Source organism: Phenylobacterium sp., assembly GCF_041919955.1.
Taxonomy (GTDB): Bacteria; Pseudomonadota; Alphaproteobacteria; order Caulobacterales; family Caulobacteraceae; genus Phenylobacterium.
The window spans coordinates 115,794-137,519 of record NZ_JAYRSU010000003.1 but is presented as its reverse complement, the minus strand read 5'-3'; the positions used below and the strand labels follow the sequence as shown (position 1 = coordinate 137,519).

The 21,726-nt window shown below is 69.5% G+C and carries 21 protein-coding genes; 11 read left to right on the top strand and 10 right to left on the bottom strand.

Going from position 1 to position 21,726, the window contains the following annotated elements; all coding sequences use genetic code 11:
* Positions 1 to 8: 8 nt before the first annotated feature.
* Both ACE3T2_RS03995 and ACE3T2_RS03990 read left to right on the top strand, forming a co-directional pair.
* Positions 9 to 368 (top strand): GFA family protein, encoded by a 360-nt coding sequence (locus tag ACE3T2_RS03995; RefSeq protein WP_374654948.1) that lies wholly within the window; start codon positions 9 to 11, stop codon positions 366 to 368.
* Positions 361 to 726 (top strand): hypothetical protein, encoded by a 366-nt coding sequence (locus ACE3T2_RS03990; protein WP_374654946.1) that lies wholly within the window; start codon positions 361 to 363, stop codon positions 724 to 726. Before ACE3T2_RS03995 ends, ACE3T2_RS03990 begins: the two co-directional genes overlap by 8 nt.
* On the opposite strand, the gene ACE3T2_RS03985 is transcribed toward ACE3T2_RS03990, so the two are convergent.
* The 5 genes from ACE3T2_RS03985 to ACE3T2_RS03965 all read right to left on the bottom strand — a co-directional run bounded on the left by ACE3T2_RS03985 (position 723) and on the right by ACE3T2_RS03965 (position 5,307).
* Positions 723 to 2,222 carry an AMP-binding protein gene (locus tag ACE3T2_RS03985; RefSeq protein WP_374654944.1) on the bottom strand — a complete coding sequence of 500 codons (1,500 nt, stop codon included), beginning with the start codon at positions 2,220 to 2,222 and terminating at the stop codon, positions 723 to 725. The genes ACE3T2_RS03990 and ACE3T2_RS03985 overlap by 4 nt on opposite strands.
* A complete protein-coding gene (locus ACE3T2_RS03980) occupies positions 2,219 to 3,046 on the bottom strand; it encodes a DUF1295 domain-containing protein (protein ID WP_374654942.1) in 828 nt (275 codons plus the stop codon). The genes ACE3T2_RS03985 and ACE3T2_RS03980 overlap by 4 nt, the downstream gene beginning before the upstream one ends.
* Positions 3,047 to 3,059: 13 nt before the next feature.
* Positions 3,060 to 3,818, bottom strand: a complete 759-nt coding sequence (locus ACE3T2_RS03975; protein WP_374654940.1) for an SDR family oxidoreductase — start codon at positions 3,816 to 3,818, stop codon at positions 3,060 to 3,062.
* Between the two features lie 10 nt (positions 3,819 to 3,828).
* A complete protein-coding gene (locus ACE3T2_RS03970; protein ID WP_374654938.1) occupies positions 3,829 to 4,353 on the bottom strand; it encodes a nuclear transport factor 2 family protein in 525 nt (174 codons plus the stop codon).
* Between the two features lie 126 nt (positions 4,354 to 4,479).
* Positions 4,480 to 5,307, bottom strand: coding sequence for an SDR family NAD(P)-dependent oxidoreductase (locus tag ACE3T2_RS03965; protein WP_374654936.1), 828 nt, complete (start codon positions 5,305 to 5,307; stop codon positions 4,480 to 4,482).
* Positions 5,308 to 5,386: 79 nt separating this feature from the next.
* On the opposite strand from ACE3T2_RS03965, the gene ACE3T2_RS03960 reads away from it, so the two are divergent.
* Positions 5,387 to 6,613: an acetyl-CoA acetyltransferase gene (locus ACE3T2_RS03960; RefSeq protein WP_374654934.1), complete on the top strand. Its 1,227-nt coding sequence runs from the start codon at positions 5,387 to 5,389 to the stop codon at positions 6,611 to 6,613.
* Positions 6,614 to 6,703: 90 nt separating this feature from the next.
* Positions 6,704 to 9,088 carry a membrane-bound PQQ-dependent dehydrogenase, glucose/quinate/shikimate family gene (locus ACE3T2_RS03955; RefSeq protein WP_374654932.1) on the top strand — a complete coding sequence of 795 codons (2,385 nt, stop codon included), beginning with the start codon at positions 6,704 to 6,706 and terminating at the stop codon, positions 9,086 to 9,088.
* Here ACE3T2_RS03955 and ACE3T2_RS03950 read toward each other — a convergent pair.
* A complete protein-coding gene (locus ACE3T2_RS03950; protein WP_374654930.1) occupies positions 9,085 to 9,984 on the bottom strand; it encodes a hypothetical protein in 900 nt (299 codons plus the stop codon). The genes ACE3T2_RS03955 and ACE3T2_RS03950 overlap by 4 nt on opposite strands.
* Entirely contained in the window at positions 9,985 to 10,107 is a 123-nt protein-coding gene (locus ACE3T2_RS03945) for a hypothetical protein (protein ID WP_374654928.1), read from the bottom strand. It lies immediately after the preceding gene.
* 107 nt (positions 10,108 to 10,214) lie between these two features.
* On the opposite strand from ACE3T2_RS03945, the gene ACE3T2_RS03940 reads away from it, so the two are divergent.
* The 5 genes from ACE3T2_RS03940 to ACE3T2_RS03920 all read left to right on the top strand — a co-directional run bounded on the left by ACE3T2_RS03940 (position 10,215) and on the right by ACE3T2_RS03920 (position 18,254).
* The gene (locus ACE3T2_RS03940) at positions 10,215 to 11,369 is read left to right on the top strand and encodes an acyl-CoA thiolase (protein ID WP_374654926.1); all 1,155 of its coding nucleotides are present in this window, start codon (positions 10,215 to 10,217) and stop codon (positions 11,367 to 11,369) included.
* Entirely contained in the window at positions 11,366 to 13,102 is a 1,737-nt protein-coding gene (locus tag ACE3T2_RS03935) for a class I adenylate-forming enzyme family protein (protein ID WP_374654924.1), read from the top strand. The genes ACE3T2_RS03940 and ACE3T2_RS03935 overlap by 4 nt, the downstream gene beginning before the upstream one ends.
* A gap of 223 nt (positions 13,103 to 13,325) precedes the next feature.
* The gene (locus tag ACE3T2_RS03930) at positions 13,326 to 14,513 is read left to right on the top strand and encodes an acyl-CoA dehydrogenase family protein (protein ID WP_374654922.1); all 1,188 of its coding nucleotides are present in this window, start codon (positions 13,326 to 13,328) and stop codon (positions 14,511 to 14,513) included.
* A gap of 98 nt (positions 14,514 to 14,611) precedes the next feature.
* Positions 14,612 to 17,830, top strand: a complete 3,219-nt coding sequence (locus ACE3T2_RS03925; RefSeq protein WP_374654920.1) for a PAS domain S-box protein — start codon at positions 14,612 to 14,614, stop codon at positions 17,828 to 17,830.
* Positions 17,820 to 18,254, top strand: a complete 435-nt coding sequence (locus tag ACE3T2_RS03920) for a response regulator (protein WP_374654918.1) — start codon at positions 17,820 to 17,822, stop codon at positions 18,252 to 18,254. Before ACE3T2_RS03925 ends, ACE3T2_RS03920 begins: the two co-directional genes overlap by 11 nt.
* A gap of 4 nt (positions 18,255 to 18,258) precedes the next feature.
* Here ACE3T2_RS03920 and ACE3T2_RS03915 read toward each other — a convergent pair whose 3' ends face one another.
* The 3 genes from ACE3T2_RS03915 to ACE3T2_RS03905 are packed head-to-tail and all read right to left on the bottom strand — an operon-like array spanning position 18,259 to position 19,777.
* Positions 18,259 to 18,729: an SRPBCC domain-containing protein gene (locus tag ACE3T2_RS03915; protein WP_374654916.1), complete on the bottom strand. Its 471-nt coding sequence runs from the start codon at positions 18,727 to 18,729 to the stop codon at positions 18,259 to 18,261.
* A complete protein-coding gene (locus tag ACE3T2_RS03910; protein ID WP_374654914.1) occupies positions 18,726 to 19,094 on the bottom strand; it encodes an ArsR/SmtB family transcription factor in 369 nt (122 codons plus the stop codon). Before ACE3T2_RS03910 ends, ACE3T2_RS03915 begins: the two co-directional genes overlap by 4 nt.
* Complete coding sequence (locus ACE3T2_RS03905) at positions 19,091 to 19,777, bottom strand: glutathione S-transferase family protein (protein WP_374654912.1); 687 nt, start codon at positions 19,775 to 19,777, stop codon at positions 19,091 to 19,093. Before ACE3T2_RS03905 ends, ACE3T2_RS03910 begins: the two co-directional genes overlap by 4 nt.
* A gap of 209 nt (positions 19,778 to 19,986) precedes the next feature.
* Between ACE3T2_RS03905 and ACE3T2_RS03900 the strand changes: the two genes are divergently transcribed.
* Positions 19,987 to 20,646: a peroxiredoxin gene (locus ACE3T2_RS03900; protein WP_374654910.1), complete on the top strand. Its 660-nt coding sequence runs from the start codon at positions 19,987 to 19,989 to the stop codon at positions 20,644 to 20,646.
* Between the two features lie 5 nt (positions 20,647 to 20,651).
* The gene (locus ACE3T2_RS03895; protein WP_374654908.1) at positions 20,652 to 21,680 is read left to right on the top strand and encodes an MBL fold metallo-hydrolase; all 1,029 of its coding nucleotides are present in this window, start codon (positions 20,652 to 20,654) and stop codon (positions 21,678 to 21,680) included.
* The last annotated feature ends 46 nt before the right edge of the window (positions 21,681 to 21,726 follow it).

Genomic DNA, 21,726 nt, shown 5'->3' with positions numbered 1-21,726 from the left:
GACGCGAGATGATCGAGGCTTCCTGCCACTGCGGCGCCGTGCGGCTGGCGATCGAGTCCGCGCCCGAGACGCTCACCGACTGCAACTGCTCGATCTGCCGCCGATACGGCGTGCTCTGGGCCTACTACCGGCCAGGCCAGGTGCGGCTGGTCCCGCCCGACGCCGCCACAGACACCTACATGTGGGACGATCGAAGCCTGGCCTTCCACCGCTGCCGCACCTGCGGCTGCGTCACCCACTGGGCGCCGAGCGATCCGGCCCGCGACCGCATGGGCGTCAACGCCCGGCTGATGGACCTCGACGTCCGCGCCGCCGCCCGCGTGCGCCGGCTGGATGGGGCGGTGACGGAGAGGTACCTCGATGACTAGCGCCGCGGACGCCCTGGCGCGCCTTGCAGCCTTCACCGAGCGCTTCAACGCCCGCGATGCTGCAGGCATGGATGCGCACCTGCACTTCCCGCACGCGATGCTGATCGGCGGACGCCTGGTCGTCTGGAAGACGGCGGGCCAGCTTCCCGCAGGCTATTTCGACGACCTTGCCGCCGAAGGCTGGGCGCGCAGCACCTATCACGACACGCGCGTCGTGCTGGCCGACGAAAGCAAGGTCCACGTCCTGGTCGACTATTCCCGCGACGACGTGCACGGCCGCCCCCTCAGCCGTCACCAGAACCTCTGGATCGTGACGTTCGAGGACGGCCGATGGGGCGTGAAGCTGCGGTCGTACTAAGCCCCCACCTTCGCTCGCTCGTCGCGCAGGGCGCTGCGGCGGACCTTGCCGGCGTCGTCGCGCAGACGCTCGTGGGTGACCTCGAAGCTGCGCGGGATCTTGTAGGGCGCGATGCGCTCGGAAAGGAACGCCTTGATCGCGGCCTCGTCCAGCGCGCCGGCCTCCTGCGGCAGTTCGAGGATGGCGTGGACGCTCTGGCCCAGGTCCTCGTGCGGCAGGCCCACCACGACGCTGGAGAGCACGCCCGGATAGGCATCGACCGCAGCCTCGACCTCGGCCGGATAGATGTTGGCGCCGCCGGAGATGATCAGGTCGGTGCGCCGGTCGGCGAGGTAGAGGTAGCCCTCCTCGTCGATGCGGCCCATGTCGCCGAAGGTCTCCCACTCGCCCTTCGCCCGCGGCTCGGCGCCGATGTAGTGATAGGTCGCGCCGCGGCCGCCGGCCGGCAGGAAAAACACCTCGCCCACCTCGCCCGGCGCGGCCTCGCTGCCGTCCTCTCGCAGGATGCGGATCTCGCTGCCGGGCATCAGGCGGCCGACCGAGCCCTTGTGAGTCAGCCATTCGCGCCCGCCGATGGAGGTGCCGCCCATCGCCTCGGTGCCGGAATAGACCTCCCAGACGGCGTCCGGGCCGATCCACTCGATCCACTTCTCCTTAAGCCAGACCGGACAGGCCGAGGCGATGTGGACGATCATCTCCAGGCTGGAGAGATCGGCGGCGGCCTTCTCCGCGTCCGGCAGCCGCCAGATGCGATGCATCATGGTCGGCACCAGATAGGCCCAGTTCACCCGATGCTCGCCGATCAGGCGCAGGGTCTCGGACGGATCGAACCGCTTGGTGACCACCAGATGCAGCCCCCAGCTCAGCGCCATGTAGGCCAGGCCGAAGGGCGCGGCGTGATAGAGCGGCCCGGGAATGATCACCGTGTCGCCGGGATACATGCCGAGCGAGGGCGCGTCCGGGTCGCAGACCGAGGTCGCGTGGTCGACGATCACCTTCGGCCGGCCGGTTGAGCCGCCGCTGGCGATGGCCTTTACATGCCTGGAGGTTTTCGGCGGCAACGGATCGGCGCTGAGGTTTTCGTCATAGGTCGCGGACTCGGCGAGGAAATCGACGCCCGCGGCGCGGGTCGCCTCTCCACCGATCACCACGCGCGGCTGCATCAGCTCCAGGATGGCGATCATCTCCGGCGCCGGCAGGCGGTAGGAGACCGGGGCCGGCGTCGCGCCCAGCGCCCAGGTCGCGAAGGCGATCTCGAGGAAAGCCGAGCCGTTCGGCAGGGCGATGGCGACGAAGTCGTCCTCCGTCACTCCGCGGGCGGCGAGCGCGCGGGCGCGCCGGTTCACACGGGCTGCGAACTGCGCCCGGGTCAGGGTGAGCCCCTCGCAGGTGATCGCCGGGGCGTCCGGGTCGCGGGTCGCGTGCAGGTCCGGCAGGGTTCCGATCGGCCGCGGCGCAGGCGTGACGACAGTGGGTGAAATCAGCGTACGCGTCACGGGGCGCTCCTGTCGGCCGGCTTGGGCGGCCAGGGGATGAGGGAACTGGTGCGGCGCATGTAGTCGTCGTAGCCCGGCCGCTGGTGGGTGAGCCGCCGCTCGTAGGACGGGCCTCCGCTCCAGCGGGTCAGCAGGAAGATCAGCAGCAGCGGGCCCGGCAGCGCCCAGAGACCGAGTTGCGTCTCGGCGGCGATCAGCCAGAAGCCGCACCAGACGCAGATGTCGCCGAAATAGTTGGGATGGCGGGTGTACTTCCACAGGCCGCTCGACAGCACCTGGCCCTTGTTGGCCGGATCGGCCTTGAAGCGCTTGAGCTGGCCGTCGGCGAGGGTCTCGAACGCGATGCCGAACGTCGAGAGCCCGGCGCCGATCCAGCCCAGTACGCCGATGACCGCCGGCTGCGCCGAGATCTGGCCCAGCTGCACAGGCAGGGCGACCACCCAGAGCAGCGGCGCCTGGAAGGCGAAGACCAGCCGCAGGGAGGCGTAGGCGTAGCTCCAGCCTCTGTCTGACTTGGCCCGGTCCATCATCTTCACGTAGCGGCGATCAGGCCCCTCGTGGCGCCAGCGGCCGAGGATGTGCAGGCCGAGCCGCAGGCCCCAGGCCAGCGCCAGGCCGGTCAGCAGGTAGCGCCGTGACGACGCTCCGCTCGGGGTCTGCAGGAAGCTGAGCACCGCCAGACTGGCGAGGCCCAGTCCCCAGCAGGCGTCGACGAAGGTGACGTCCTTGATCGCCACCCCGATCAGCCAGAGAACAAGGAAGCCCGCCAGCAGCAGGCCGAAATTCACCGCGAGCAGGGTCGCGATCTGAGAGAGTTCAGGCATCGGTCGTTTCCCCTCAGCGCCCCGTCGAGATCTCGGTGGCCTTGAGCATCTTTGCCATCTGACGCTCCAGCCCCTTGGGATCGCGCGCCTGGGCGGCGCGGGTCTCGACAGCCATACGATCGGTGTCGACCTCGTCCTGGCCGCGCTCGACGGCGCGGATGCCGGCCTTGGCGATGATCGAGGGGGGCTCCTTGGCGCCCTTCACATGCTCGGCCATGCGGGTGTCGACCGAGCCGACGATGAGCGCGCTCACCACCGTGCCCTGGTCGGCCAACTCGGCGCGAATGCATTGCGTCGCCGCGCGCATGGCGAACTTCGAAGGGCTGTAGCCGCCCATGTTAGGCGCCGCCAGGATGCCGCCGACCGACAGGACGTTGATGATCCCGCCGCCGCCGTTCCTCGCCAGGATCGGCGCAAAGGCGCGGCACATGGCGACCGGGCCGAAATAGTTGACCTCCATCTCCTCGCGCGCGCCGTCCAGGCTGTCGGAGCCGATCAGCAGGCCGTGGGTGAAGGCGCCGGCGTTGTTGACAATGAGGCTGACGTCGTCGTGCGCGGCGGCCGCCGCCACGATCTGGTCGGGCTTGCTCACATCCAGCCGCACCGCCTTGACCTTTCCCGGGAATTCCGCCTCCAGGTGGGCGGCCGAGGCCGGGTCGCGGGCGCCGGCATAGACGCGCGACGCGCCGGCGGCGACCAGCTCGCGTACGAACGCCTCGCCGATGCCGCGGTTGGCCCCGGTGACCAGGGCGACGGAATCCTTGACCTGCATGAAAGCCCCCTCAGGCTGAGTACAGAGCGTCGGCGGGCTTCTTAGCTCCACGACGCAAGATGTTGGGATCGCTGGTGATCGTCCCGCGGCTCCAGGTCTCGGCGACCGGGGCCTCGCGGTTCCATTCCCAGACCAGCGTGCGCCGGGCGATCTTCCAGGCTCCGGCCCGTCGCTCGAAGCGGTCGATGGTGCGCGACAGGGTGACGGCGTCGAACGTCTCGTCGTCGAGCGTCAGGCGGCGATAGGTGGTCACATAGGCCTCGGCGAGCGCGCGGTCGCCATCCAGCTCGATCATCAGGTTGGTCATGACGTGGTTCATCAGCCCCGCCTGCGGCAGGCGCTCGCGCAGGGAGGCCAGCCAGTCGCGCGCCGGACCGGCGAAGGTGCCGCCGTGATCCTCGAAGGCGTCGTCGTGATAGGAGGCGGCGACCAAGTCGATGTCGGCGCGGTCGCAGCCGCGCAGCGCCAGGACCAGCACTTCCTCGATCGCCTTCTTGTCCAGCAGCGCCTGGATTTCGGGATCCCGTCCCGGCATGGCCCGTCCTCCCGAACCGTCATTAGTCTTTATATGAAAGCTACACGATCGAAGACGGCGTGCAAGAGGGATGGCGCGAATGGGGCCGCGCCTTCAGCTTCGCTTCAGCCGGGATGACACTTGTGGCTAAACGTCCACGTGCGCCGTCCAGGGCGCGGCGGGGTCCCGGTGGTCGGTGCTGAACCACCGGGGAAAGCCGTGCAGGGTCTGGCCGCCGTCGACCAGCAGGCTGGTCCCGGTGACATAGGCCGAAGCTTCGCTGCATAGGAAGGCGGCGGCCTGGGCCACCTCCTCCGGCCGCCCGGCGCGACCCAGCGGCGTCGCCTTGGCCAGGGTCTCCGGCACGCCCGGCTCGGCCAGCAGGCTTTCGGTCATCGGCGTCTCGATCACCCCCGGCAGAACGGCGTTGACGCGAATCCCGTGTGCGCCGAGTTCCGACGCCAGGATCTTGGCCAGCATAACCAGCCCGGCCTTCGACGCGCAGTAGGCCGACAGCAGGTCGGTCGGAAACACCGCCCCGGACGAGGCGTTGATCACCACCGCCCCGCCCCGGCCGCCCGCGATCATCCGGCGCGCGGCCGCCTGGACGACCAGAAACGTGCCATCGAGATTGATCGCCGTGTGGCGTCTCCACTCGCGCGGCTCGATCTCCAGCGCCGGGCGATAGCGGCCGTAGCCGGCGTTGGCGAAGCAGAAGTCGAGCGCCCCGCCGGTGAAGCCGTCCGCCTGCTCGAACGCCGCCGCGATGCTCGCCTCGTCGCCCTGGTCGTAGCCGGCGACCTCGACCGCCAGTCCCTCCCCGCGCCATTGCGCCGCCAGCGTCTCCAGGTCCTCCAGCCGCCGGTCCAGGGCCACGACCCTGGCTCCGCGAGACGCAAGGAGCCTCACTGCCGCCGCGCCCATGCCGCCGGCCGCGCCGGTGATCACTCCGGTCTTGCCCTCGAAATCCCGCATGCTGGCCTCCCAATGACTTGCATTTAGGAACTGATAGCTTAGGCTCGCGCCCAGGTCACGAGGACAGGCGGAGGACAGCATGGCGATCTATCTCTTGGGCGGCCACCAGAGCGACTTCGCCCGCGCCTGGTCGCGTGAGGGCCTCGACATCTCCGACATGATGCGCGACGGCATCCTCGGGGCGCTGAACGCCTGCAAGCTCGACCCGTCCGACATCGACGCGGTCCACGTCGGCAACGCCTTCGGCGAGCTCTATCGCGGCCAGGGGCATCTGGCGGCGATGGTCGCCCAGGTGGTTCCCGAACTGCACGGCGTGCCGGCCATGCGCCACGAGGCGGCCTGCGCCTCCTCCTCCATCGCCGTGCTGGCGGCCACCGCCGAGATCGAGGCCGGCCGCTACGACTGCGTGCTGATCGCCGGCGTCGAGGAAGAGAAGAACCTGCCCGGCGACGAGGCCTCCAAGGTCCAGAACGCCGCGTCGTGGCAGGGGCGCGAGGGCATCGACTGCCGCTTCATGTGGCCGGCCGTGTTCGGCCGCCTTTCCCAGGAATACGGCGAGCGCTACGGCCTCGACCGCCGCTACCTGAACCGGATCGCCGAGATCAACCTGACCAACGCCAAGCGCAATCCGCTGTCGCAGACCCGCAAGTGGGGCTTCACGCCCGAGAACTTCACCGACGACGACACCGCCAATCCGATCATCGAGCCGGGCACCCGGCGCATGGACTGCGGCCAGATCACCGACGGGACCTGCGCCATCGTGCTGTGCTCCGAGCGCTTCATGGAGCGCTACGCCGCACGGCGCGGCGTGCAGGCCAGCGACTTCCCGCAGATTCTCGGGTGGGGCCACACCAACGCCGGTATCCGCTTCCTCGACAAGATCGAGCGCTCGAAGGGCGAGGACTACGTCTTCCCACATGTCCGCAAGGCGATCACCGACGCCTGGGGCCGCGCCGGCATCGCCGGGACGCAGGATCTGTCGGGCGTCGAGACCCACGACTGCTTCACCTCGACCGAATACATGGCCATCGACCATTTCGGCCTGACCGCGCCCGGACAGTCCTGGCAGGCGGTGGAGGACGGGATCGTCGAGTTCGGCGGGAAGTGCCCGGTCAACGCCTCCGGCGGGCTGATCGGCGTCGGCCACCCGGTCGGGGCGACAGGGGCGCGGATGTTGCTGGACGCCGGCCGGCAAGTCACCGGCACGGCCGGCGATTACCAGGTCGAGGGCGCGCGCACCTACCAGACCCTGAACATCGGCGGCTCGCTGGGAACCGTGGTCAGCTTCGTGGTCGGGCGGGTCTAGGGGGCGGCCTGCGAGGCGCCGGAACCGCCGAAGGGCGCGGAGGATTTCAAGAGCGTGCGACCATAGAGAGCCGCTGCGGCGGTTGGCGGCATGCTCGAGACCAGGACACCCCTTCTGTTCCGCTACGGCCTGGGCGCCGTCTTGATCCTGTGCGGCCTCGCGGCCGCAGGAGGCGGGACCTGGCTCGCGGCCTTGGGAGGCTCGTGGTACTATCTGGTAGCTGGCGCGGCGATGGTCGCGACGGGGGTTCTGCTCGCCATCCGACGGCGCGAGGCGCTGTGGCTCTACGCCTTGCTGGTGCTGGGCACGCTGGCGTGGGCGGTCGTCGAAGCGGGCCTCGACTGGTGGGCGCTGGTTCCGCGCGGCGACGTGGTCTTCATCCTCGGCGCCCTGCTGCTTCTTCCGTGGATTTCGCAGAGCCTGGGCCGCGGCTCCTGGCCGACGAAGTCCGGACCGCTGGCGCTCTCGCTGCTGATCGCTGCGGGCGTGGGCGTCGCCTCGATGCTGAACGATCCTCATGACTTGGCCGGGTCGCTGCCCGGCCCACGCGCGCCGCCGCCGGCCACGGCAGGATCCGGAGACGACTGGCAGGCCTATGGCCGCACCTGGGGCGGCGAAAAATGGTCTCCCCTGACGCAGATCGCGCCAGCCAACCTCGAGCGCCTCGAGGTCGCCTGGAGCCTGCGGACTGGCGATCTTCGCCGCGAGGGCGACCCTGAGGAGTTCACCTACGAGGTGACGCCGATCAAGGTCGGGCGGACGCTCTATCTCTGCACGCCGCACGATCACGTCCTGGCGGTCGACGCCGAAACCGGAACGGTGCGCTGGCGGTTCGATCCGAAGATCGCCGTGACCGGCTCGCAGCACATGTCCTGTCGCGGCGTCTCGTATCACGACGCCGGGCCTGGAGCCGCCCAGGCGGCCCGCGGGGAATGCCCCCGGCGGGTTTTCGTGGCCACCAACGACGCGCGTCTTTTCGCCCTCGACGCCGATACGGGCCGCCCGTGTCCCGGCTTCGCAAACGGAGGACAGCTGAATCTCTGGCCCGGGATGCCGGCCTACCAGGACGGCTGGTATCAGTTCACCTCGGCCCCGCTGGTCACGCGAGGCCTGGTGATCCTGGCGGGGGCGGTGTTCGACAACGTCTCGACCCACGTGCCTTCCGGCGTGATCCGCGCCTTCGATGTCGCCACCGGGCGGCTGGTCTGGAATTTCGACCCCGGGAATCCAGACGAGACCGCCCCCCTGCCGTCCGACCGCCGCTACAGCTGGTCCTCGCCCAACAGTTGGAGCACGTCGTCGGTCGATGAGGACCTTGGCCTGCTCTACGTGCCGATGGGCAACGGGGCGGTCGACCAGTTCGGGGGAAACCGGCCTGCGACCACCGAGCGGTTCGCCGCCTCGATCCTGGCCCTCGACATCGCCACCGGCCGCCTGCGCTGGGTATTCCAGACTGTGCACCACGACCTCTGGGACATGGACGTGCCGGCCCAGCCGGTGCTGGTGAACCTCGCCCGCGACGGCGCCGTTGTCCCGGCGCTGGTTCAGGTCACCAAGACCGGCGATATTTTCGTGCTCGACCGGCGGAGCGGCGAGCCGATCCATCCGGTCACCGAGACCCCGGTTCCCGGCGGCGCTGCGCCCGGCGACTGGACCTCGCGCACCCAGCCGCGTTCGTCGGTCTCGCTGGCGCCGCAAAGGCTGGTGCGCGAAAGCGACATGTGGGGCGCCACGCTCTTCGATCAGCTGGCCTGCCGCATCGCCTTCCGCCGCCTGCGCTACGACGGCCCGTTCACGCCGCCCTCGCTGCAGGGCTCGCTGGTCTTTCCCGGCAACTTCGGCGTCATCGACTGGGGCGGAGTCAGCGTCGATCCGGTCCGGCAGGTGATCTTCGCCAATCCCAGCTACATGGCCTTCGTCGACCGGCTGATCACCCGCGACAAGGATGCGCCGGCCGCGGCCGGCGGGCCGCCCGGCGGGTCGGACCGCGGCGGCTCCAGCGAGCACGGGTACAATCCGAACCGCGGCGCGCCCTACGCCGTCTCGCTCAACCCTTTTCTGTCGCCGCTCGGCCTGCCCTGCCAGGCCCCGCCGTGGGGCTACGTCGCAGGGGTCGATCTCGTCACCGGCAAGACCGTCTACAAGCACCGCAACGGCACGGTGCGCGACGAAAGCCTCGTTCCACTGCCGTTCAGGATGGGGGTTCCCTCGCTCGGGGGCCCGATCACCACCGCAGGAGGCGTCGCCTTCCTGACCTCAACCCTGGACTACTACATCCGCGGCTATGATCTATCGACCGGGCGCGAAGTCTGGAAGGCCCGCCTGCCGGCCGGCGCCCAGGCCACGCCGATGACCTACAGGTCGGAGGTGAGCGGTCGGCAGTTCGTCGTGACGGTGGCGGGCGGACACGGCTCGCTGGGAACCCGGGAGGGGGACCACGTGATCGCCTACGCCTTGCCGCGTAACAGCTCCTAGCTCAGCCACAGCCCCGGCGGGGCGGCGACCACCTTGGGGATGGCCTGCAGGACCGCGCCGGCCACCGCGTACTGCTCGGGACGGGTGCGGGCGCCGGGTTCGGCCCCCTCCTCCAGGTCGGCCGACAGACGCAGGTTGGGCAGGCCCTTCAGTTCGATCTCCCAGTGCGGCTTTCCGGCGTAGGGCGGCAGGGTCATGTCCATCACCCAATTGACCGCGCAGGTGATGCGGCGCTCTCCCCCGACTAGGCCGTGGACGCGCCAGGTGGTCGCCGCCACCGTGCCGGCCTTGACCACACCGGCCCTCACCTCGATGTCATGATCGGCCAAAGTGACGGCGTGGTCGGGTTCGATGCCGGAGAGGTCCAGGCCGAGCCGCTCGGCGAGCGTGGTCACAGTCTGGGCGTACATGTCGGTGAAGGTGCGGGCCAGCGGACCGTCCTTGAGGTCGACGCCGGCCGGATCGGCGCCCATGCCCAACGCGCCGAACACATAGGCGGCGTTGGGAATCCGCGCGCAGTCCACCACCTCGCTGACCGAGATCGCATCGAGCCGCAGCGAGACGCCCGCTACGGCCGCGGCGACCTTCTCGGCGATCCAGCCGGGGTTGACCCCGACGCCGGCCAGGGTCGCCCGCCCCTTTAGCGCACTGGCCTCCAGGCCGGCGGCGTAGGTCCCCCCCAAGGCGCGCGGGTTGAAGTAGTTGTTGATCGAGATGACGTTCTTACCGCTTTCCAGCAGCCGCTTCACGTCGCCGTCGTGGCCGTCATAAGGCGCGGCGAGCATCGGGCAGTGCAGCACCACGTCGGCGTCGAGGGCCAGGATCGCCTCGATGTCGTTCGTCGCCAGGACGCCGGTCGCCGGCCGTCGCGCGATGTCGCCGGCGTCCGAACCCACCTAGGCCGGGCTGTAGACGAACAGGCCCACGAGCTCGCAATCGGGGCTGTCGATCACCGCCCGCAGGCAGGTCTTGCCCATCGATCCGGTCGCCCATTGAATGACCCTGATCGGCCGCGCCATCGCCCTCTCCCGCTCGCGTTTTCGTTAGCTTGCATTTCAGGACTTACCGTGGCAAGCGGGACGGGAGGTCAGACGCCGATCAAGGTCGCGGCCGGGAGGAAGAAGACGTGGACGCCTGGATCTACGACGCCGTCAGGACGCCTCGCGGCAAGGCCCGCCCGGACGGGGCGCTGGCCGCCAACAAGCCGCAACAGCTGGTCGCAACCCTGGTCGATGCGCTGGAATCGCGCGGTCACGATCCGCGGAACGCCGGGGCGCTGGTGCTGGGCTGCGTCGGCCAGATCGGGGACCAGGGGGCCAATATCGCCCTGGTCTCCAAGCTGCATAGCGGCGTCGCCGAGGACGCCTTCGCCTACAGCCTCAACAACTACTGCGTCTCGGGCCTGACGGCGATCGGCCAGGCGGCGGGCATGGTGGCCGCCGGAGCTGTGGACCGCGCGCTGGCCGGGGGAGTCGAGATGATGTCGCGCGTGCCCTTCATGGGCGACCGGGCCGGCTACTACACCGATGCCGATTTCCCCAGGCGCTCGCGCTACATCCCGGTGGTGCTGGCCGCCGACCGGCTGGCCCAGGCCGAGGGGGTCACCCGGGCGGAGATGGACGCCGCGGCGCTGGCCTCCCAACAGAAGACCGCTGCGGCCGAAGCCCGGCCCGCCATGATCGCTTCGCGCATCGCCGTCGGCGCGGCGACGATCGAGGAATGCGCGCGGCCGACGACCACGGCGGACTCGCTGGCGGCCATGCCGCCGGCTTTCGCGCCCCTGGCCGAGCAGTACGCGGACGCGCTCGACGGACCGATCGACCATCGCCACACCATCGCCCATGCGCCGCCGGTCTGCGACGGCGCGGGGCTGGCGGTCGTCGGGGGCGCGCCGGACGGGGGCCGCAAGGCCCGCGCCCGGATTCTGGCCTACGCCGAATCCGGCGGCGATCCTCACGCCTCGCTGCTGGCCGGGTTCAGCGCCATGGACAAGGCCTTGGCGCGCGCCGGCCTGACCCTGGCCGACATGGATCGCATTGAGTTCATGGAAGCTTTCGCCGTCACCATCGCCAAGTTCCTCCGCGACCGGCCGGTCGACGCAGGCAAGGTCAATGTCGGCGGCGGGCACATGGCCAAGGGCCATCCGATGGGCGCGACGGGGGCGATCCTGCTCTCCTCGCTGCTCGACGCGCTGGACGAGGCGGACGGGCGGCTGGGCCTGGTGGTCGCCACCGGCGCGGCCGGGGTCGGGGCGGCGATGGTGGTGGAGCGGCTGGCGTGATCCTGGTCGCGCCCGAGCGCATCGCAGAATTTCGCAGCCGTGGCTGGTGGGGCGACCTCACCCACGGGGACCTGCTGGACGCCCACGCCGCCAAGCGTCCCGACGCCGCCGCGCTGGTCGATCCGCCCAATACGCAAGGCATCGTCGGGCGGGCGCCGCGCAGCCTGACCTGGCGCGAACTGGCCGCCGAGGTGGAGCGGCTGATGGCGGTGCTGCACGGCGCGGGCCTGCGCAAGGACGACGTCCTGCTCGTGCAGCTGCCGAACGTGGTCGAGCTGAGCGTCGCCTATCTCGCCGCCTTCAAGCTGGGGATCATCGTTACGCCGGCGCCGGTACAGTACCGCGAGCACGAGCTGTCGGGCATCGTCCGGCGCACCGAGGCGAAGGCCGCGATCACGGCGGCGTCGATCAACGGGCAGGACCATGTGGCGCCGCTCAGAAACCTTCCCATCCGGCAGGTTTTCAGCCTCGGCCTCCATGAAGGCGCCGTTGAGCTGGCGCCCGCCATGGCCGCGATCGGCCCGGCGGAGATCGAAGCCGCCCGCGCCGCCGCCCGGTCCGCCGCGGTCACGGCCGACGACGTGGCGACCATCTGCTGGACCTCCGGCACCGAGGCCGAGCCCAAGGGCGTGCCGCGCAGTCACAACGAGTGGATCATCATGGCCGCCGGCGTGGTCGCCGCCGCTGGCCTGGAGGAAGGCGCGCGCCTGCTGAACCCGTTCCCGATGGTCAATATGGGCGGGGTGTCGACGGCGCTGACCGGATGGCTGCTGGTCGGGGCGACGCTGATCCAACACCACCCGTTCGATCTGGCGGTCATGCTCGGCCAGATGCGCGATCACGCCATCGACTATACGGTCGCGCCCCCGGCGGTGCTGAACATGCTGGCCAAGGACCCGGCGCTGCTGGAGGGCGTCGACTTCACCCGCCTGCGGGCCATCGGCTCAGGCTCGGCGCCGCTGTCCCAGGCGATGATCGAGACCTTCAAGGACCGCTACGGCGTCGAGATCGTCAACTATTTCGGCTCCAACGAAGGCATGTCCCTCTGCGGCACGGCGGCCGACATTCCGGCGGCCAGCGAACGGGCGACCTTCTTCCCGCGGGTCGGGGCGCCGGGCTTCAAATGGGCCTATCCGCTGGCCGACCGCTTCTTCACGCGGCTGGTCGATCCCGACACCGAGGCGGAGATCGACGGGCCGGGCCGGATCGGCGAGATGCGGATCAAGGGCCCCACCGTCTTTTCCGGCTACTGGCGCGCGCCCGAGCTGACCGCCAAGTCGTTCGATGCGGACGGATGGTTCCGCACCGGCGACCTGTTCGAGATCGCCGGCGACCGCGACCAGTTCTACCGTTTCGTCGGGCGGCTGAAGGACATCATCATCCGCGGCGGGGTGAACATCTCGTCCGAGGAGATCGAGGGCCACCTGCTGGCGCATCCGCAGATCGCCGACGCCGCCGTGGTCGGCGCGCCGGACGAGCGGCTGGGCGAGCGGCTCTGCGCCTTCATCGTGCCGCGGCCTGGCGAGGCGCCGACCCGAGAGACGATCAACGCCTGGCTGACGGGCGAGCGCAAGCTGGCGGTCTTCAAGCAGATCGAGCGACTGGAGGTCCTGCCCATCCTGCCCCGCAACCCGGTCGGCAAGGTGTTGAAGCGCGATCTGCGGGCGGGGTTTGGGGTGATGTCCCTTCTCCCCCTGTGGGAGAAGGTGGCCCCGCGCAGCGGGGTCGGATGAGGGGTTAGCGCCTTTCCACTACCAAGATCATCGTCTCCGCGGCGCCGCAAGGCCGAACACCCCTCATCCGTCAGGCTTCGCCTGCCACCTTCTCCAACAGGGGGAGAAGGGCATTCGGAGCATCTCCCCACGCTTCATCGAGAGAAAAGCCCCACTCTCCCATTGCCCTGCCGCGCCGCAATTAGTATCAATTCGCAAGCAACAATATCGGGAGGACGAACGGATGGCCGCAGCGGAAAAACCCCGCCTGGATTTCGATGGGCTGCGGCCGGCGAGCCCGTTCCTCACCGAGGCCCATGACGCCTGGCGCAAGCAGTTGCGCGACTTCGTCGAGGCCGAGATCAATCCGAACCTCGACGCCTGGGACGCCGCCTCGACCTTCCCCGACGAGCTCTACGTCAAGGCCGCCAAGGCCGGCGTGCTGGGCATGGGCTTTCCCAAGGACCTGGGCGGCACGGGCGAGGACATCGACCTCTATCACCGCATCATCTTCGCCGAAGAGTTCTTCCGCGCCGGCTCGGGCGTGGTGTTCGCCGACCTGGCCACCCACTGGATCGCCCTGCCCCCGATCATCGCCTTCGGCCCGGAGGAGATGCGCGAACGCGTCGCCAAGCCGATCCTGCGCGGCGAGAAGAAGATCGCCTTCGCGGTCACCGAACCCTCGGGCGGCTCGGACGTCGGCGCCTTCCAGACCACGGCCGAGAAGCGCGGCGACAGCTACATCGTCAACGGCGGCAAGACGCTGATCTCGGGCGCCACCCGGGCCGATTTCCTGCTGACCGCGGTGCGCACCGGCGGCCCCGGCGTCGGCGGCCTGTCGCTGCTGCTGATCGAGGCCGACCGTCCCGGTGTCTCCACAGCACCTGTGAAGGGGCTCGGCTGGTACAACGGCAACAACGGCTCGATCACCTTCGACAATGTCGAGGTCCCGGCCGCCAACCTGATCGGCGTGGAGAACCGCGGCTTCGCGGGTCTGGCCAACCAGTTCAACATCGAGCGGTTCAGCGGCATTTCGGCGACCCTGGCCATGGCCCGCACCGCCATCGCCGAGGCCATCGACTGGGCCCGCCAGCGCCACACCTTCGGCCAGCGGCTGATCGACCACCAGGCCATCCGGCACAAGATCGTCGAGATGATCCAGCGGGTGAACGCCTGCTACGCCTTCCTCGACATCCTGGTCTGGCGCTTCCAGCGCGGCGAGACCCCGGTGGCGGAACTGGCGATGATGAAGGTCCAGGCCACCACCACCCTGGAATTCGTCGCCCGCGAGGCGCTGCAGGTGCTGGGCGGACGCGCCTATACCGGCCCGAACCGGGTCGAGCGCATCTATCGGGAGGCCCGCATCTTCGTGATCGGCGGCGGGTCTGAGGAGATCCTGCGCGACCTGGCCGGACGGCAGCTCGGCTTCTGAGCAACCGCAAGGTGCGGCGGATTGGCCTAGCCGCCGCACCTTAACCTCGATGCAACGGCGTTCGCCCAACCTGTCGCAAGACAACGGAACCGGCGCCGATGCAGATCAAAGAACCGGAACGTCTGGCCGCGCTGCAACGCCTGAAGGTGCTCGACACCCCGCCCGAGGCGGTGTTCGACAGCCTGACGGAGCTGGCGGCCCTGACCTTCAAGGCTCCGGCGGCCCTGGTCTCGCTGGTCGACGCCGACCGGCAATGGTTCAAGTCGTGCCTGGGCCTGGACGTGCGCGAGACGCCGCGCGACATCGCCTTCTGCGACCACACCATCCGCCAGGACCGCACCCTGGTGGTGCTGGACGCCCGCGCCGACCCACGGTTTCGCGACAATCCGCTGGTGACGGGCGCGCCCGGCATCGGCTTCTACGCCGGCGCGCCGCTGCGCACGCCCGAGGGCGCGGCGCTCGGCTCGCTCTGCATCATCGACTTCGCCCCGCGCGCTGAATTTCCGGCCGAGCAGCAGGCGCTGCTGGAAGCCATGGCCGGTTCGGTCATGAACGCGATGCTGATGCGGCGCGACATATCGGACTTCATCGCGCTGGAGCGCGAACGCACGAACCGCCAACACCTGCTGGACCAGGCCGACGAGATGGCCGGGGTCGGGCACTGGTCGTGGGACGCGGCGCGCGACGCCACGACCTGGTCGCCGACCGTCTATGAGATCCACGGCTGCGATCCGGCCCTGCCCCCGCCCCCGCTCGAAGGCGTGCTGGCCCTCTACGTCCCCGAGGACGCCGCGCGGCTGGCGGGCATGGTGGCGCGCGCCGTCGAGACCGGCGAGCCCTACGAACTGCACGCCCGCGTCCAACGGCCGGACGGCGAGGTCCGCCACATCACCGCCCGGGGCGCCTGCGAGCGTGACGAGGACGGCCTTGTCCGCAGCCTTTTCGGAACCTTCATCGACGTCACCGACCTGAAGCTGGCCGACGGGCGGCTGCGGCTCAACGAGGCCCGGCTCGACTTCCTGATGCACCACAGCTCGGACGTGGTGGTGCGCATCGCGCCGGACCGCGGCATCACCTGGATATCGCCCAGTTGCCGCCGCTACGGCTACGAGCCGGAGGAACTGGTCGGGGAGCTGGGCTCCAACTTCATCCACCCCGACGATGTCGAGCATGTCGAGTCCATGCGCCGCGCGAGGTTGAGCGGCGAAAGCGACCCGCCCGCCGAAGAGCGCCGTTTCCGCTTCCTGTGCAAGGATGGAACCTGGATCTGGGTCGAGGGCAATCCGACCATCGTGCGCGACGAGGCCGGAACGCCGGTCGAAATCATCAACGTGCTGCGCGACGTCTCCACCCGCAAGGAGATGGAAGACCGGGTGGCGAGCAGCGAGGCCCGCTATCGCCTGCTGGCCAACAACTCGTCCGACGTCATCGCCTGCTACGGGCCTGACGCGGTCTTCACCTTCCTGTCGCCGGCCCTGAAGAACCTGTCCGGCTACGCGCCGGAGGAGCTGATCGGCAGGACGACCATGTCGATCATGCATCCCGACGACATCGACCCGGTGCTGAAGAAGTTCGCCGCCTATGTCGCCGCCGGCCCGCAGGCGCCGCCGATCCGCTACGAGTATCGGGCCTTCCGCAAGGACGGCTCGATGCTGTGGCTCGAGGCCCACCCCAGGGCGATCTACGCTCCCGACGGAACCCTGGTCGAGTTCCAGGACGTCGTACGCGACATCAGCGAGCGCAAGGCGGCGGAGGCCGCCCTGGTCGAAAGCGAGCTGCGCCATCGGGTCATCGCCGAATGTGCGACCGACGTGATCACCCGCGCGCGGCTTGACGGCCAGCTGGTCTACGCCTCGCCCTCGGTCCTGGCGGTGACCGGCTTCACCTTCGAGGAGCTGCGCGAGGTCGGCATCCTGTCGCGCATCGACCGCGACGACCTCACCCCCGCCCTCGCCCATGTACGGCGGATGATCGCCGGCGAGGTCATGGAGGCCCAACGCCTTTCCTATCGCTTCCAGCGCAAGGACGGCGTCTGGATCTGGCTGGAGTGCAATCCCACCGTGGTGCGCGACCTGGAGGGCCGGGCGACCGAAATCGTCGACGTGTTGCGCGATGTCAGCGCCCGCCGCCAGATCGAGGCGGAGCTGCGCGCGGCCCGCGACGCGGCCGAAGCCGCCGTGCAGGCGAAGTCCGATTTCCTGGCCAATATGAGCCACGAGATCCGCACGCCCCTGACCGCCATCCTGGGTTTCACGCGCCTGCTGGACGATGAGGACGGGCTGAACGAGACGGCCCGCCAGCATGTCGGGCGGGTAAGCGCCGCGGGCGAGGCGCTGCTCTCCATCGTCAACGACATTCTCGACTTCTCGAAGCTGGAAGCCGGGCTGGTCGAGATCGCGCCCCGGCCCGTCCGCCCGGCGCGGGTGCTGGGGGACGCCCTGGCGATGTTCTCGCCGCAAGCCGACGCCAAGGGTCTGTCGCTCGCGCTGACCGGCGCGGACGCCCTGCCCGACTTCGTCGCCGTCGACGCCGAACGGCTGCGCCAGGTGCTGCTGAACCTGCTGGGCAACGCCGTGAAGTTCACCGACGCCGGCTCGGTGCGGCTGGCGGCCGAGTACCTGGCCGGCCCTGGGCGCCTGCGGATCGCGGTCGAGGACACTGGACCGGGGCTGTCCAGGGACCAGCAGCGCAAGCTCTTCCAGCGCTTTTCGCAGGTCGACACCACCTCCACCCGTCAGCACGGCGGTACGGGCCTTGGGCTGGCCATCTGCCGCGGCCTGGTCGAGGCCATGGGCGGGCGCATCGACGTGCGCAGCAGGCCCGGCCAAGGCAGCGTCTTCCACTTCGAGATCGACGCGCCGCCCGCCGAGGCCCCTGCTGGAACAGCGGACGAGACCGGCGGCGTCAACCTGGAAGACGTGCGGGTGCTGGTGGTCGACGACAACGAGATCAACCGTGAACTGCTGCGCACCGTATTGATCGGGCTGGGCGCCGAGATGTCGGAAGCGATCGACGGACCGTCGGGCCTGGAGCTGGCGAACGCCCATCCCGTCGACCTGATCCTGATGGACGTGCGCATGCCCGGGATGAACGGCCCGGAGGTGCTGGCGGCGATCCGCGCCGGCGATGGCCCGAACCAGAACGTGCCGATCCTGGCCTTCACCGCCGACGGCGACCCGGCGCGCCTGACCCGGGACTGCGGCTTCGACGGCGTGATCCGCAAGCCGATCGTGGTGGCCGAGATGTACGCCGCCATCGGCGCGGCCCTGGGATGGTCGGGAGCGGCTCAAGCCGAGCCTTTGCGCCATGCTTCCTAGGACCGACGGCGGACGCCTGCTCGTCGTCGACGACGAGCCGATGATGCTGGAGCTGCTGACCACGCGGCTGACGCTCGCCGGCTACACCGTGCTGCGGGCCCGCGACGGCGGCGAGGCGATCGCCAGCGCCACGCACGAGCGCCTGAACGGCATGTTGCTCGACATCAACATGCCCGGCCTGGACGGCTTCGGCGTGCTGGAGGCGCTGAGGCGCCATGGCGTGCTGAAGACGCTGCCGGTCATGGTGCTGACCGCTCGGAACCAGGGCGAAGACGTCCGGCGCGCGATCTCGCTCGGCGCGCGCGATTTTCTGACCAAGCCGTTCAAGGACCAGCAGCTCCTGACCCGCGTCGCCCGCCTGACCGCGCCGCCGCGCCCCGTTCCGAAGCCGCCGGAAGACCCGAACAACACCGTCCGAATCTAGCATCTCAATGGGCGCCGGCCGCCTCGACCTCCAGCGCCAGGCGGTCCAGGCCCTCGGCCGTGCCGTGCAACCGCTCCTCGCGGTCGTAATAGCCGTCGAAATAGGCGAGCTGCTCGGTGAGGCGCATGAAGGTCGCGTCTCCTTCCGGCTCGAACTCAACCGTCACCAGCGAGGCCGAGAGGCGCACGCCGCCCGCCTCGATATCGTAGGCGAAGACGATGCGGCGATCCTGCACGATGTCGAAGAACACCTTCTCGACACTCTGCGGACGCCCGTCAGGGAGCGTCGCGCGATAGAGCTCGCGCCCGCCCTTTCGGAAATCCTGGGAATACTCGGTCTCTCCGTTTTCGGCGTGGCAGGTCGACCAGCGCGCCTTGACCGCGCCGTCGGCCCAGGCGGCGAACACCAGGGCCGCAGGCGCTGCGAACCGGCGTTCGATCACAAAGCTGGTGTGGACGGCGGGCTGCGCGCTCATCGGCTTTCCCCTTGCTGCTTTTCGGCCAGATAGGCGTCCAGGGCGTCGAATTGCGCGTGCCAGGCGGCCTTGCGCGCCGCGACCCAGCGTTCCAGGCCCTCGAAGGCGTCAGGCGCCAGGCGGTAGGTGCGCACGCGTCCGGCCTTCTGCGAGGCGACCATGCCGCTCGCCTCCAGCACCGCCAGGTGCTTGAGCACCGAGGGCAGCGCCATCTCGAGCGGGCGGCCCAGCTCGCTGGCCGAGGCCGGGCCGGCGACCAGGCGGTCCAGCATCACCCGGCGGCCGGGATCGGCCAGCGCCGTGAACAGGCGGTCGAGCCGCGCGCTGCGGGCGTCGCCGAGCTCCGCAGTCAGACCTGTACTCACGCCAGCGTCTCCGGCGGGTCCCAGAAGCGGGCCGGCAAGCGTTCGCGATAGGGGAAGTACTGGAAGACCGGCCGCGCCTCGTCCAGCACGCGGGCGACCGACGGACGGGCCAACAGACGCTCGAAATAGGCGGCCAGCGCGGGACGTTCGCCGAAGGGCTCCAGCAGGTGGGCGTAGAACAGCGCCGGCGCGGCGGCGCAGTCGACCAGGCCGAAATCCTCGCCCGCGGCCCAGGTCCGCCCGCCGCCCTCGAATTGCGCCTCGATCATGCCGTAGGCCATCTGCAGCAGCGCCCTGGCCTCGGCCACGCCCTGCGGATCCTTCGCCTCGTCCGCCCGCAGCCGGTCGGCGACGATCTTCTGCATCGGGGTCATGACGTAGTTGTCGAACACCCGGTCCCAGACCCGCGCCTCCAGCCGCGCGTCGGGATCGGCCGGCAGCAGCCCCCCGCCGAACCGCTGGTCAAGATATTCGAGCTGGACCGAGGTCTCCGGCACCACGCGGCCGCCGTCCTCCAGAAGCGGGATCTTGGCTGTCGGCCACAGCGCCTCGAAGGCCGCGCGCAGCTGCGGATCGCCAAGATTGACCACCCTCGCCTCGAACGGGGCGCCCAGCTCGTAGAGGCCGATCTGGACCTTCCAGCAGTAGGACGACAGCGGGTGGTAATGCAGGACCAGGGACATGCGCGGGCTCCGGACTGGCGAAACAGTTTCCTCATGGGCTAACTATCTCGGCGGCGCCGAGGCGGCAAGACATAGTTATCCCGCACGGAAACAATTTCGAGCCCCGCCTTAGACCAAGGCATAATTGCATCCCGCGCGACGAAGGTCTTACCTACCGCGGCCTTGCGCGCCCTCCCCGACGCGCGGCTTTCAGGGAAAGGAACCGGTCGATGTCACTTCGTATCAACGGCGAGGCGCCGAACTTCACGGCGAACACCACCGAGGGCGTGATCGACTTCCACCAGTGGATCGGCGACAGCTGGGCGATCCTGTTCTCGCATCCCAAGGACTTCACCCCGGTCTGCACCACCGAGCTGGGCTACATGGCCAAGCTCAAGCCCGAATTCGACAAGCGCAACACCAAGATCATCGGCCTGTCGGTCGATCCGGTCGACAACCATGCGCGCTGGGCCCAGGACATCGCCGAGACCCAGGGGACCGCGCCGAACTATCCGATGATCGGCGACACCGACCTGAACGTCTCCAAGCTCTACAACATGCTGCCCGAGGCCATCGAGGGCGGCTCGGACGGGCGAACGGCGGCCGACAACGCCACGGTCCGCACGGTGTTCATCATCGGCCCCGACAAGCGCATCAAGCTGATGATCAGCTATCCGATGACCACCGGACGGAACTTCGACGAGATCCTGCGCGTGCTCGATTCGATACAGCTCACCGCCAAGCACCGCGTCGCCACGCCCGTGAACTGGAAGAACGGCGACAAGGTGATCATCGCCGGCTCCGTCTCCGACGACGAAGCCAAGACGCTGTATCCCGACGGCTGGGAGGCCCCTCGCCCCTACCTGCGCATCGTGCCCCAGCCGAACTGACCGCCATGCTGTTCGAGACCTTCGCCGCCGGAGGCTGCCGCTCCTATGTCGTCGGCTGCGAAGCGTCTCGCGCCGCCGTCCTGATCGACCCGGAGCTGAGCCTGGTCGATCACTATCGCGGCCACCTGCAGCAGCACGGCCTCGCCCTCCGCTATATCGTCGACACCCACACCCACGCCGACCACTTTTCAGCCAGCCGGCAACTGGCCAAGGCGACCGGCGCGCCGGTGGTCATGCACCGGCTGAGCGCCGCGCCCCACGCGGACCTGCGACTGGACGACGGCGATATGCTGATCGCAGGGAACCTGAAGCTGACGGCCATGCACACGCCCGGCCATACACGCGATTCCATGTGCCTGGTGATGGCCGACCGGGTGTTCACCGGCGACACCCTGCTGATCGGCGGCGCCGGTCGCACGGACCTGCCGACCGGCGATCCGCACGAGCTGTTCGAGAGCCTGTTCGACAAGCTGCTGAAGCTGCCCGGCGAGACGCTGGTCTTCCCGGCCCACGACTACAAGGGCCGCGACCACTCGACCATCGCCGACGAGATCGCCTCCAATCCGCGGCTGCAGAAGACCGAGCGGGCCGCGTTCGTGGCGATGATGCGTGACCTGGACCTGGCGGCCCCGACCCACCTGACCGAAGCGCTGCGCACCAATATGAGCGGCGGCAAGACCGTGGCGCAGTTGCTGGCCGAAGCGGCCGCCGTCGTACCTTTCATGTCGATGGCCGAGCTGCATGGCCGGCTGGGCGACAACAGCGGCGGGCTGGTGGTGCTGGATCTGCGCGAGAAGGACGCCTTCGAGGCCGGCCACATCGCCGGCGCCCGCCACGTGCCGCGCGGCCAGCTGGAGCTGCGGGTCAACACCGAGCTGCCCGATCCGACGGTGCGCATCGTCACCTGCTGCGAGTTCGGCAAGATCTCGACGCTCGCCGCCGCCACTCTGCGCGAGCTGGGCTACCTGCGCGCCGCGGCCCTGGACGGCGGCGTGGCGGCCTGGCGCGAGGCGGGGTTCGAGCTGGAGAGCTGAGCGGGCGCCGCTCTTGACCTGGCGCCCCCGCCGGGTCCAAGCCGCG